Origin of the sequence: Paraglaciecola arctica, assembly GCF_018861065.1 — a bacterium.
Lineage (GTDB): Bacteria > Pseudomonadota > Gammaproteobacteria > Enterobacterales > Alteromonadaceae > Paraglaciecola > Paraglaciecola arctica_B.
This window is the reverse complement of sequence record NZ_JAHKQO010000036.1, coordinates 755,596-768,488: the sequence shown is the minus strand read 5'-3', so window position 1 is coordinate 768,488 and position 12,893 is coordinate 755,596. Positions and strand designations below refer to the sequence as shown.

The following is a 12,893-nucleotide window of genomic DNA, read 5'->3' as shown; positions in this document are numbered from 1 at the left end:
TTACATACATTACTCTTTGGGGAATAAAAATGTCAGGTAGACTCGATTTTGAATTTGGATTTAATAGTAACAACGCTCAACCTATTGGTGCGAGCAAACCCATGAGAATGTATTTTTTAGGTGATTTTAGTGGCAATTGTTCACAGGAGTCCAATAGCTCCGGTAACAAAATACTAAAAATTGACATCGATAACTTCGATCAAGTGATGGCTAAATTATGCCCCACTATTACACTGCCTTCTGGTCAGCAGCTTAGTTTTAGTGAATTAGAAGATTTTCACCCAGATAGTTTATTTGAAGAGCGTATTTTCAGTCACTTACGCCGTTTAAAGAAGGAATTAAGCAATTCAACTACCGCAGAGAAAGCGGCACAAGAGATTATTTCAACCTTCCAAATTGGCGCTGAATCACAACCTACAGATGATATTGACTCTGATAAAGCATCAGGGCTAGAAAACAACGACGATATGTTTGAACGTCTCTTAGGTCAAAAACAATCAGCACCCACACCCAGTTCAACTCCTCAAACCAAAGGAAACATAGATAATTTCTTAGCTAGTATACTTAGCCCACATATTATTAAAGATGCCAAGCCAGAGCACCAAAGTTTGCTGGTGTTTATTGATACCGCAATAGAGGAACTGATGCGTTCAATAATACATGGCGAGGAATTTCAAGGATTAGAGGCCTTGTGGCGGTCCGTTAGAGATGTCATCTTCAATGAAGAGTACGATGATGAAGAGCAACTTTTTTATATTATCAATTCTAATAGTGAATCTCTCAAAAATGCCGTTTCTGGTGATCCGGATTTGCTAGCAAAATTAAGCCAACATATAAAAGATTGCGATATTGACACTTACGATGTCATCATTAGTGATCATCAGTTTGCAGACAGTAGTGATGACGTAACTACCTTGAATTATTTAGCGAGTGTTGCCGAATCCCTTAATTGCCAACTTGTGGCTGGCGCAACAGATAGTCTTGTTAATGCTGATGAAGCGTCACTGTGGCAGCAATTTCGTAAGACGCCTCAGTCCCGTCATGTTGCACTAACTTATCCTCGAATGTTATTCCGCATTCCTTATGGCGAAAAACATGAAGAAGTTGATGTTTTTAGATTTGAAGAGTTTCAGCATCAGCATCAACACAGTCAATTGTTGTGGGGGAGTAGCGCCTTTGCCTGCGCGCGATTATTGATCCGCCAATACCATGGCAATGTCCCATTTGATTCCCATATAACTGAACTTCCTGCATTTGTTTACGAACAAGACGATGAGCAAAAACTACACCCTTGCGGTGAGTATTTGTTGTCTGAAAAACAGCTCACGAGCATTCAAACACAAGGAATCAATCCTTTTGTTAGTTTCAGAAGTAAAAATTGCGTTCGGATATTCGGTGATAAGATCAAAGTTGTCCATGAAATGTAAATTGTTGACTAGCTTTTTGATTGTGTATCGATAAGGAATATCGATTAATAGCCTAGCTGTGGTTTTTAAAGCTTAGGTGGGTATTGGGTAAAACGTCAGCTCGATAAAAAGGAATATTTTGTTATGCCAGACTACCAATGTCATCATTGCAATGTGGCTTTATCTAATACCCAATATGCTAGAAGCCACTATTGTGAAAAGGGTGCTTGTCAGCGTGCTAAGGTTCGCAAGTATTTGGTCGCAAAGAAACAGCGACTATCAGAACAATTAAACACACAAATCCAAGATTTCACCCAAAGCGCTGCGACTAACGACCTACCTTCAAGGCTTGTTATTGATATAGAAAACATCACTCCCGTAGTCGCGCTATTACCGGCAAACACCAATATATTGGAAGATTCAAATCCTGAAAGAAAACAGATGTTCTTGCATCATTTAAGTGCTATTTATGAGGATAGTAAAGAAAATAATTCACAAGGGAGTGAAGTTTATTGCGAAACCTTATTGCCCCCGACACCAGAAAAAGAAGCGGAGTTAATTGGGAAAGCATGCGCTACTTGTATGGGAAATTGTTGTAACCTTGGAAAAACACATGCTTTCTTGGACTATCCATCGCTAAAACATATTTTAAGCTTACAATCAGCAGCACTCACCGAAAATGAACTTCTAACACTATATAGTGAGCATTTTCCTGACCAGAGCTATGAATATTCTTGCGTGTTTCTCGGTAAAAATGGGTGTACGTTACCAAGGGATTTACGTTCCTTCACATGTAATAATTATCTATGTGATGAGATTGCCAACTACCGTATTGCTTTATCACAAGCCGATTCAGACTTGACCTTTGCCGCTGCTATTCATAACGATACCATAGTGCATAGCAGTGTTTTTGATGAGGATAGTTTTATTCGAGTAGTAGAAAAATAACCTTCCACTATTTGCGACTTATTTTGACTTCTACAACATTCGATTTTACCTGCCCAATCTGCACCAAAATTTTGTAAGTGGCCTCTGCTATTGGCAAATCTACATACTGAACCAAGTTTGGATTAAAATAAGCAGAAAGCAATTGCCCCTCGAGATCTTGTGGTTGTAATTCTGGCTCATCAAATGGCATAGGTTCTTCTGTACCCGCATCTTCTTCGATTAGATTGCCGCGATACACTTGTTGAGTTTCAACGTTCATGGCAAACAATTGTATAACAGAGTCTTTGCTTAGTTCGGCTAAATCTAGTTGGTAAAATCCACATATTGGAATAACAGTAAAACTGCCATCCTCGGCCGGTTTTGCTGCTTCAAATTCAACCTCAGTTGGTACGTTAATGGCTACGCCTATAAAATCAGATTGAGTACTGATATCAGGTGAACAAAGGTTTTTTGAATCTGAATTTAATTCAATACTTTTGAAATCCGCATTGTTATTTGCCACGAATTGGCTCCTTGGAGTTGAATATGCCTGACATGCTGACAGTGTTAATAAGCTAAATGCTAGACACGCACAATGAAACTTAATACTCATTTATAGCGAGTCTGTATTGGTCAATTTAGGGTTAGTCATACCTAGAGCGCCGGCCAGCCCGAATTGATGTCTTGTTTCTTGGCAGCAACACTACAGTGTTCACAAAATGCTGAATGACTATTGGTTGAGCCATACATCACACAATCAGACAATGCAGCATCAGTCGCCGAATCATAACGTGCTTGTCCTGCAGGTATACCATGATGACAGTGGGTGCCCACATGACCCTTACTGGAGTCATAAAAAGTGTCAGTTTTGTCTGGTAACTTGCCGGTTCCTCCTGGAACCATGCCAATTTTGTGGCCAATCTCGTGAATGATGACCTCGTTTTGTTGCGCTGAGCTTTTGTTTTTCCACCAAGCTTTAGTGCAAACACATATAAGATTGCTGCCCCCAAAAGACAAACCCGCACGCATTCTGTCTACCCAAGTGACCTTTAAGGTAACAGTGCCGGTTCCCCTAGGTAATTTACTCACATCTATCTTTACTTTAGAGCTAGCGTTGGGATTGGCCGCGTTAACAGCAATAGCGGTGCAATATTTTTCATCAATAGCGGTGACTACTCCACTAGTCGCATCTTTAAATGAAGCACTTTCAAACCAACTTTCACCGCTAACGATTTCTTGCCATAGGTACTTTGTTCTTACGGCTGGATTGGTTTTACCTGGGCCGGCAACATTGATGGTAATAGCTGAACTGCCTGGACCAACTGATACATTGGTTTTTGATAACTGCCTACCGCTGGTTTTTACCGCTAAGTGACTGGTATACCCCACTACTAAACTATAAGGCTCTTTTTTCTTGCCGTCTGAGCTTTGGTACGCTTTTTTTACGGCACTTTTATAAGATGCAGAATCGTTGGCTCCAATATTTTCCATTTCAGGCATGGTTTTTTCTGGCAACGATTCAATAACAAAACCTTGTTTTTTATACTCGGACTCAACAGTACCAATAGAGCCCGCTGCAGACTTTCCAGCATCACCGGTCATTTTAATTTGCTGTACAAATATTTTCCGTAGTGTCTCGAGTTTTTTGGTTTGAAGCGTTGTTCCTTGAGTGTCTTTAATCTCAAAATGAAAAGTGCTTTTACCCCCGACGCTAAGAAAAGCATCGCTGATAACTAGTTCACCGGAACTTTCTGTTTGATAGGTTTTTTCTTCTTCAATAAATTTAAACAGACTGTTGCGGGTTTTTTCGTCGTCTGTATAGCTAGGGTTTTTGCCATCAGGTATGGCTTTTAGCGTAAATTCGCTAACACCTGGTAAGTCAAATTTTACATAAATTTTGGGTTTAAACCCTAATCGCCCCAAACTCGTTACAGATTTATTGTCGACCCACTTATTGTCGCGGTCTAAGTTAACAAATTGAGATCCGTTATTGGGCAGAAACTTGTCTTCTGCGCCATCCAATATTTCAACTTGAATAAGCTTAGCTTGTTTAACAACGAAGGTATGTTCTTTACCAGAGGCACATTCGAAGCTTTTTTTTCCTGTCATGTTATTGCTTCCCTAAGGGCATTCATTGCTACTGCGCAGAAACGCTGTCGTCTTCTAAGTTTGGAAAACGGACCTTACATTGACCCGCTTCAAAACCCTCTACCTTAGCTGTTCCATCTATATCCAATGTTCCGCTGGACACACTGCCATCTGGCAATACAACTTCATATTTTTCGCCTACTACCGCGTTACCTTTCTCATCAGATAATTTAATAGCAATAAAAGTTGTCTCTTTTTCTTCTTTCTCCGACTCTTCTTCTGCGCCTTTATTGTCTTTTGCAGAACTATCAGTCTCTTTAGGCTTAAAAGCTGTAATTTTCGTTTGGCCGTATTTACCTTTTTGAGCTTTTATTTCTTTGGCTTTAACTTTTGCAACCTCGCCAGGATTGGCGTCATCGGCAACAAATGCTTCTGCAGGTTTGGTTGGCTTTACAGCTTCAATTTTTTTTCCGCTTTTCGGTTTCATACTTACTTATAGTTAGTTGCAAAATTAATCAAAACATATGGAATGAATCGCTTCTTTTTTAGAATCCTTAACAAACTATTTAAAAGATATCAAAGTCGCTATAATAATTCCGGCATTGGGTAATGAAACCTCCCAAAGGTAACCAAAACCTAGCCCACTTACACCAACACTCTACTACATTATGCCAAGCAGGTTTAGCTAGAAATACAATTTCGCTTGTTAAATGTACAAATTTTAGATTCGGTTATCCATACCCAAGTCGTTAATATTCTTAACTTAAATTGATGATAGGTTTAATCAAAAATCGCTGTGACACCTAATCGGTACACCACGAATTTTTAAGAAAGCAAGATTCTAAAATCGAAGAAATGGCTTTGTTTTCGACACCAGCTGTTCATCCGGGAATTGATATTGACCCAAATGGTAGAGAGCAGTAAAAAATCTCAATCTAAAAGCAAAGGCTTATCAATTTGAAACACGCAAAACCCTGATCATGTCAGGTAAATACATTGGTTATATGCCACAAAGTCAAATTCAAGAAGAGTTAAGAGTTAAGAAAATTCGATTAATCAATCCAGATAAACACTACTACGAATTTAAACTCGATTTTGTCACAAAAAAAAAAGCTAAAGATCCGAATAAAGTGAATTTCATTCGCTCCAAGTTTCAAGATGTTTTCAAATAAGCTTGGTATTTGACCTCAAAATTATTTAAGTGTAGGTATGATTACCACAGTTACGAAACTATTCCATTTTGAATAAAGCACAATTGCTCTTACACTAGAGTTTCAATCATTATCAAGTAAGACTCATTAATGAAACAAGACACAGCATACAATTTACGTCAGCAGATACGTAGAGGCGAATTACAGCAGAATACCTCGGGTCTCGCACCTGGTTACGTGCAATGTAATTTGGTTATTTTACCTAAACAGTTCGCCGATGACTTCCGAGAGTTTTGTAAACTTAACTCACAATCTTGTCCGCTTATTGGAAGTAGTGAATTTCCCGGCGATTTTTGCCTTAAAATGTTAGGTGAGGATATCGATATTCGCACTGACATCCCATCATATCAGGTCTTCAAAGATGGCGTCTTTTCAGTAGAAGTCACTGACATCAAAGATATTTGGAAAGATGACTTTGTGGCATTCTTGTTGGGCTGCTCTTTTTCTTTCGAAGAAGCATTGATAGCGGCAGGGTTAGAAATTAGAAATATTACCGAATCTAAAAATGTGCCCATGTACAAAACTAACATTGATACTCAGGGAGTGGGACAATTTACTGGTAAAATGGTGGTAAGCATGCGCCCTTTAAATCCTACAGATGCCAATAAAGCCATTGAAATTTGTAATCAATATCCTAAAGTTCATGGCGCTCCGGTTCACCTTGGTAACCCATCGGCAATTGGTATTGACGACATTACTCAACCCGATTTTGGCGAGGCAGTTACCATTAATGCTGGTGAAGAACCCGTATTTTGGGCCTGCGGTGTCACTCCGCAACTTGCCATTGCCAACGCAAAACCCACAATTTGTATTACTCACAGTCCAGGTCATATGTTAATAACAGATATATTAAATAGCAGTCTACGAAGCGCTTGAGGAAACAAAGAATGAAACTAAATTGTGATTTAGGAGAAAGCTTCGGTATTTGGCAATTAGGTCAAGATGATAAGTTGATGCCGCATATCGATATGGCCAATATTGCCTGTGGCTTTCATGCTGGTGATGCCCACGTTATTAACAAAACTTTGCAATTAGCTAAACATTATAATGTTGACGTTGGCGCCCATCCAAGTTACCCAGATAAATTAGGGTTTGGGCGTAGAAGTATGCTTTGTTCATCACAAGAAATTATTGAGTTAGTTCATTATCAAGTGGCGGCCCTTGATGGCATGGCGAAAAACTTAGGTATCAGTATTTCCTACGTAAAGCCTCATGGAGCCTTATATAACGACATGATGAGTAATGAAAATGTCTGTGATGCCATTTTTGAAGCTGTCAGTAGTTACCATCGCCCGTTAAAGTTGATGTTGTTGGCCACAACTAATCAACAAAGTTATCGAGACAAAGCTGCAGCTAGTGGTATCTCACTTTTATTCGAAGCGTTTTCTGATCGACGATATACAGAAAGTGGCTTTCTTATGTCACGCAAAGAGCCTCAAGCCGTATTAAATCAAGAAGAAATGATTCAGCAAGTGAAAAGTTTAATGTCTAGTGGCGATGTGGTTTGTGCTTCTGGTAAAAAAATCAATCTTCAAGCGGATTCCTTATGTGTTCATGGAGATAACGAACAAGCTATCAATGTAATAAAAGAGCTAAAGCAACTATGCAGCAAGTAGTTCACTACCCTCAAATAGAAATCGCAGGTGAGGGAGCGGTAATTATTTATCTAGATAAAGTGGCGAATAACACCACCATTAAAAAAATTTCCCAGTTAAAACATAGTATTGCTAGGGTTCTCGCAGACTCTGTGGTTGAGTTAGTGCCGTCATATGCGTCATTGTTAGTGATATTCGATCCAATTAAAACCGATTATTACGCAGTCAAAAAAGTGTTAAGTGCGCTGTTAGAAGAAGACACTAGTGAGATTGAAAGTACCCATAAAACTATTGAGCTTCCGGTGTATTACTCCCTAGAAAGTGGTCCTGATTTGCAATCATTGGCGAACCGTTCAGGTTTGAGTGTTGAAGATGTTATTGAAATTCATCAAAAAACAATTTACCACGTGTATGCCATAGGTTTTGCACCCGGATTCGCTTTTTTGGGGGAAGTGGACGAGCGTATTGCTTGCCCAAGATTAGCGTCTCCAAGAGCAAAAGTGGCCAAAGGTTCAGTGGGGATTGCTGATCGACAAACTGCTATTTATCCCAATGTATCTCCAGGAGGATGGAACCTAATTGGTCTATGTCCTCAGACTTTGTTCGATCCTGACGTGGCGCCTTACCTAACCTATCAAGTTGGTGATAGCGTTAAATTTGATGCCATTACCCGACATGAATTTTTAGCGCTGGGGGGCCAACTGTGAACCCAAAAACCACTAGCTACTTTGACGTTATTCATCCTGGTATTTTAACTACCATTCAGGATTTAGGGCGCTATGGACAAAGTCATTTGGGCTTAACCTCTGGTGGTCCAGCAGATAAACAAGCATTTCTGTGGGCCAATCGTCTTTTGAATAACGCTGAAAATTGTCCAGTATTAGAAGTTAACGTTGGTGGTCTAAAATTGATTGCCACAACCGCCACCACTATTGCAGTAACAGGAGCAAATGCACCTTTGACTATAAATGGCCATAGTAAAGATACATGGCGAAGTCATAGAGTTAACCCCGATGATGAAATTGAGATTGGTTTTGCCACACAAGGCTGCAGAATTTATTTAGGTGTAGTGGAGGGATTTGTTGTTGAATCCCAATTTAATAGTGTTTCTACAGTTATTAGAGAAAAAGTCGGGGGGATTAATGGTGGTGCATTAAAAGCGGCAGACCGATTGTTTTATGAATCAAGCCCTAAGCAACCTCTTTATGCGTTATATGCGAACGACATACCTCGTTATGCAAATTTGATAACGGCACGAGTAGTGACGGGATATCAATTTGATTTATTTGAGCGCTCAGAGTTAGCTAAGTTTTTCTCTAATGAGTATCAGGTAAGCGCCCAATATGACCGTATGGGTTATCGACTCAGCGGGCCTGCTATTCAATCAAATATCTCACAATTACTTTCTGAAGGTATTTGTAATGGCGCGATCCAAATTCCGCCCGATGGTCAGCCTATCGTTTTGTCTGTAGATCGCCAAACCATTGGTGGCTATCCAAAATTAGGTTCGGTGTTATCATTGGATTTAGATTTACTGATGCAAACTAGCCAAGGCGCAACAGTACATTTTGAACCTATCTCTATTCATTACGCCCATACGCTGCTGCATTTAGCAAAAGCAAAGTATACCGAAACAAAACTCATCAAGGTTGCCCTGTAAATGACAAGTCATTTAGCATTACTAACATTAAGTGAAAAAATTGAATCTTTGTTGGTGCAGCGCAACTTACGGGGCATGAAAAAGGTACAACCTGCTCTAAAAGTCGGTTATTACTTAAGAGCTGCCCAACAATTGATGGAGACAAATGGCTGTATTTTAATTGGTACAGGTTTTCCCGTAGCTGGCACATTTGAGACTGACGGCCCAGTTGGTGCCATTGCGCTATATAACTGTCTAACGTCACTTGGGAAAAAGCCAATTTTAGTCTGTGGTGAACCGCTATACAGCGCATTACAAAACGACTTTGCTTGTTATCCTATCCCGATAAATGATATCGATAATGCGCCAACTTATACTCAAAAAGCCCTCAAAGAATTGCAGCCTGAACTGATAATTTCAATTGAGCGCCCCGGGCTCAGCCAACAAAACTGTTATTACAATATCCGTGGTGAAGATATCTCTGAAAAATGCGCCACCTTTGACTTTTTTATGTCCCTAGCGAGCTGCCCAACCATTGCCATTGGAGATGGTGGCAATGAAATTGGAATGGGTAATATTTATGAGGCAATTGGAGCATTGGATATTGTGCCTTCCGTAACACGATGTGATGAATTATTAGTTGCTGATGTGTCAAATTGGGGGGCTTATGGCTTAATCGCGTTTGTTTCGTTGTGGCGTAAACAAAACCTATTAGCTGATATTAAGCCAAAAAATATTCTAGCGTATTTGTCTAAATTAGGCAGTGTCGACGGTCTCACTCGTAAAAACGAACTGACTGAAGATGGGTTATGTTTTAGCTGCGGTGAAGAGGTTATTTTGCAATTGGAAAAAATATGCGGGTTGGAAGCTAACAACTTATGAGAATTGCGATTTTACTATGATGTCGGCCCAAGTATCATTGTTTACCAATGCAATCGCGCAATTCGTCGCGCCTGAAAGTATTATTACTGAATACAGCAAACGTTATGCCTATGGCATAGATGCCAGTTTTTATCAGCTTACACCGCAACTGGTGTTAGTGGTTAAAAGTAAAAAGCAGCTCGTCAAAATTGTAAAACTTGCCGCTGAACATCAGGTAGCCATAACTTTTAGAGCCGCGGGTACAAGTTTATCGGGGCAGGCTGTCACAGATTCTGTGCTCATTCTTTTGTCTGATGATTGGACTGATTTTGAAATATACCAACAAGGTCTAAAAGTGACCTTACAACCTGGTATTATTGGTTCAAAAGCCAATCAACTACTTAAACCTTTTGGTCGCAAGATTGGACCCGACCCTGCTTCAATAAACAGTTGTAAAATTGGTGGCATTGCTGCGAATAATTCATCGGGCATGTGTTGTGGTGTACACCAAAATAGTTATCACACAGTCGCAGATATGACGATTATTTTTGCAGATGGCACTGAATTAAATACTGCGTCTGAGCAAAGTTGCGCGGCGTTTTTAACTAGTCATCAACCCCTAGTAGATAAACTCTTAGCCTTGTCTGCGAGCATTAACAATAATGAGGTACTTAAACAAAAAGTTATTCAAAAGTATCGATTAAAAAACACCACAGGTTATGGCATTAACGCATTAGTCGATTTTAGTGATCCTATTGAAATTATTAAACATCTAATGATTGGCTCTGAAGGCACCTTAGGCTTTATCGCTGACATTACTTTTCATACTGTGGATGATAATCCATTTAAAAGTAGTGGCTTTTTCATTTTTGATAATACTAATCTGGCGTGTCAGCTGGTGGAGCAATTGGCAGACTTAGACGTCAATGCTGTGGAATTATTAGATAAACGGGCGCTGCTGTCGGTTGCAGAACATGACATTATGCCTCGAGGTATCGAATCCTTTCCAGATGACGCTGTGGCGTTGTTAATAGAAATTCAGGAGCCTAGTGCACAATTTTTAACTGATAAAGTTGCGATTGTTACTCAGGAAATTTCAAGATTTGAACAAGCGTTAGTCGCTGACATTGCCTTTGATATTGACCCACTGCGGAATCAAAAGTTATGGAATATTCGCAAAGGTACATTTCCCGCTGTAGGTGCAATGCGCGATTCTGGCACCACTGTAATCATCGAAGATGTGGCATTTCCACTACCATCACTTGCTCATGGCATTGCAGAATTACATCGATTGTTTCAACAGTTTGGTTACAGTGAAGCGATTATTTTTGGTCATGCTCTAGCGGGAAATTTACACTTTGTGTTTACCCAAGCATTTGATAGCCAAGAAAAAATCCAAAGGTACGATGCTTTTATGGCAGCTGTTGCAGACCTAGTGGCTGTGCAATTGCAGGGGTCCTTAAAAGCAGAACACGGCACGGGGCGGAATATGGCGCCTTTTGTTGAGCTTGAATGGGGGGCTGATGCCTATCAGATAATGAAAGCCCTTAAATCAATATTTGACCCCAATAGTATTCTGAATCCGGGTGTGATTATTAATAGTGACGATAAGATTCATATTAAAGATCTTAAAGTTATGGCAACCACTCACGACATAGTTGATAAATGTATCGAATGTGGTTTTTGTGAATCTGTATGCCCATCCCAGGGCCTCACTTATACTCCCCGGCAACGAATTAGTGTCGCTAGGCGGATTGAACATTTAAAAAATTGTATAAGTTCAGCCGAAACGCAGCGTGAAAAAACGCAACTAGAAGAGCAGCATCAGCAACTAGTTCATGACTATCAATACTTAGGAATTGATAGTTGCGCCGCAACCGGAATGTGCGAAATACAATGTCCAGTTGGGATCAATACTGGCGAATATATCAAAGCATTACGAACACAAAGTTTTCAGCAATCTAGGGTTAAAAAACAACTTGCTAACCTGAGTGCCAAACATTTGTCCAAGGTGACCAAAGTTGCCAGATTGGGCTTGAATGCCGTTAATGCAGGTAGGTCTCTGGTCGGTGAGTCCGCAGTCACAAATAGTTTCAAAGTTTTAAATAAATTAAGCGCTGGTTATGTGCCTTTGTATTTTTCTAACTGGCCTAAAGGTGAGCGAAAACTCGAAAGCGGGTTTTATGCATCTCAGCAAAACCAAAGGCGTGATTCTACTCATAATAACAAAGTTATTTATTTTCCAGCTTGTGCCAGTAGGGTGTTTGCTGCGACTCCGGGTAATGCTAAGTCTTTGCCACAAGTAATGGTCTCAGTATTAAACAAAGCTGGTTTTGACGTGGTTATTCCATCTGAAAGTGCGTCACTTTGTTGTGGTATGGCTTTTACCAGCAAAGGTGATGCAAAACATGGCAGCGAAAAACTCAATCAAGCCCAAGACGTTTTGTTGCGCTACAGTGAAAATGGAAAATATCCCATCATAACCGATGCAAGTTCTTGTGCGTTGCCATTAAAACAAGGCAATCATGGCTTGAGCTTTTATGAATCAGCGGAATTTGTGAGTAAGTTTATTCTGCCACATTTGCACATTAGCGAGAAAAAAGCCCACGTAATGTTGCATGTTACTTGTAGTAGTAAGCGCGGAAATATTCAGGAACAACTTGTGAATATTGCCCATCATTGTGCCAAAAAAGTGGAGATCCCTGCGGATATTGCTTGTTGCGGGTTTGCAGGTGACAAGGGTTTTTATCAGCCAGAGTTGAATCAACATTCGCTAAGGCATTTGAAAAAACAACGCCCTGCCGATTGTAGTTTTGGCTACAGTAACAACAGAAGTTGTGAAATAGGTTTAACCCACCACAGTGATATTCCATATCAGTCAATTTTGTATCTGCTTGATGAAGTGAGTCAATCTAAGTGATTCAAGGGTAGTGAGTAGTTACTAATTTATTTCCACTAGCTAGTGGTTTATTTGTACCCTATTCATGCTTGCCTCTTCCCAGTCCCCGTTGTTCTAACGAATGTAACAAGCATAATCTTCTGCCATTGTCGAAATCCAAATAATCATACTTGCTTTATAAGACCCTCTGATTTATTGTAACTTTCATTAATGAACCGTGGGGTTCAATGTGAACTCGACATGAGTTCAACATGAGTCGATTTGTGG

12 protein-coding genes are annotated in these 12,893 nt (G+C 40.0%); 9 read left to right on the top strand and 3 right to left on the bottom strand.

The annotated features are described in order from the left end of the window. Positions 1-29 precede the first annotated feature (29 nt). Positions 30-1,427, top strand: coding sequence for a type VI secretion system contractile sheath domain-containing protein (locus KO534_RS16600; protein WP_215931046.1), 1,398 nt, complete (start codon positions 30-32; stop codon positions 1,425-1,427). Between the two features lie 123 nt (positions 1,428-1,550). Next, the gene (locus KO534_RS16595; RefSeq protein WP_215931044.1) at positions 1,551-2,354 is read left to right on the top strand and encodes a hypothetical protein; all 804 of its coding nucleotides are present in this window, start codon (positions 1,551-1,553) and stop codon (positions 2,352-2,354) included. Positions 2,355-2,361: 7 nt separating this feature from the next. Here the strand turns inward: KO534_RS16595 and KO534_RS16590 are convergent, their stop codons facing one another. From KO534_RS16590 to KO534_RS16580, 3 genes are all read right to left on the bottom strand, one after another. Further along, the gene (locus tag KO534_RS16590) at positions 2,362-2,856 is read right to left on the bottom strand and encodes a hypothetical protein (protein ID WP_215931042.1); all 495 of its coding nucleotides are present in this window, start codon (positions 2,854-2,856) and stop codon (positions 2,362-2,364) included. A 131-nt stretch (positions 2,857-2,987) separates the two neighbouring features. Continuing rightward, positions 2,988-4,442 (bottom strand): hypothetical protein, encoded by a 1,455-nt coding sequence (locus KO534_RS16585; RefSeq protein WP_215931040.1) that lies wholly within the window; start codon positions 4,440-4,442, stop codon positions 2,988-2,990. 28 nt (positions 4,443-4,470) lie between these two features. Then, the gene (locus KO534_RS16580) at positions 4,471-4,908 is read right to left on the bottom strand and encodes a hypothetical protein (RefSeq protein WP_215931038.1); all 438 of its coding nucleotides are present in this window, start codon (positions 4,906-4,908) and stop codon (positions 4,471-4,473) included. Between the two features lie 493 nt (positions 4,909-5,401). Between KO534_RS16580 and KO534_RS16575 the strand changes: the two genes are divergently transcribed. From KO534_RS16575 to KO534_RS16545, 7 genes are all read left to right on the top strand, one after another. Continuing rightward, positions 5,402-5,593: a hypothetical protein gene (locus KO534_RS16575; protein WP_215931035.1), complete on the top strand. Its 192-nt coding sequence runs from the start codon at positions 5,402-5,404 to the stop codon at positions 5,591-5,593. A 129-nt stretch (positions 5,594-5,722) separates the two neighbouring features. Next, positions 5,723-6,508, top strand: a complete 786-nt coding sequence (locus tag KO534_RS16570) for a putative hydro-lyase (RefSeq protein ID WP_215931033.1) — start codon at positions 5,723-5,725, stop codon at positions 6,506-6,508. Positions 6,509-6,519: 11 nt separating this feature from the next. Next, the gene (locus KO534_RS16565) at positions 6,520-7,248 is read left to right on the top strand and encodes a 5-oxoprolinase subunit PxpA (protein ID WP_215931031.1); all 729 of its coding nucleotides are present in this window, start codon (positions 6,520-6,522) and stop codon (positions 7,246-7,248) included. Continuing rightward, the gene (gene pxpB / locus KO534_RS16560; RefSeq protein WP_215931029.1) at positions 7,236-7,934 is read left to right on the top strand and encodes a 5-oxoprolinase subunit PxpB; all 699 of its coding nucleotides are present in this window, start codon (positions 7,236-7,238) and stop codon (positions 7,932-7,934) included. Before KO534_RS16565 ends, pxpB begins: the two co-directional genes overlap by 13 nt. Further along, positions 7,931-8,887 (top strand): biotin-dependent carboxyltransferase family protein, encoded by a 957-nt coding sequence (locus KO534_RS16555; protein ID WP_215931027.1) that lies wholly within the window; start codon positions 7,931-7,933, stop codon positions 8,885-8,887. The genes pxpB and KO534_RS16555 overlap by 4 nt, the downstream gene beginning before the upstream one ends. Next, a complete protein-coding gene (locus tag KO534_RS16550) occupies positions 8,888-9,748 on the top strand; it encodes a DUF4392 domain-containing protein (RefSeq protein WP_215931025.1) in 861 nt (286 codons plus the stop codon). 16 nt (positions 9,749-9,764) lie between these two features. After that, complete coding sequence (locus tag KO534_RS16545) at positions 9,765-12,647, top strand: FAD-binding and (Fe-S)-binding domain-containing protein (protein WP_354667948.1); 2,883 nt, start codon at positions 9,765-9,767, stop codon at positions 12,645-12,647. The last annotated feature ends 246 nt before the right edge of the window (positions 12,648-12,893 follow it).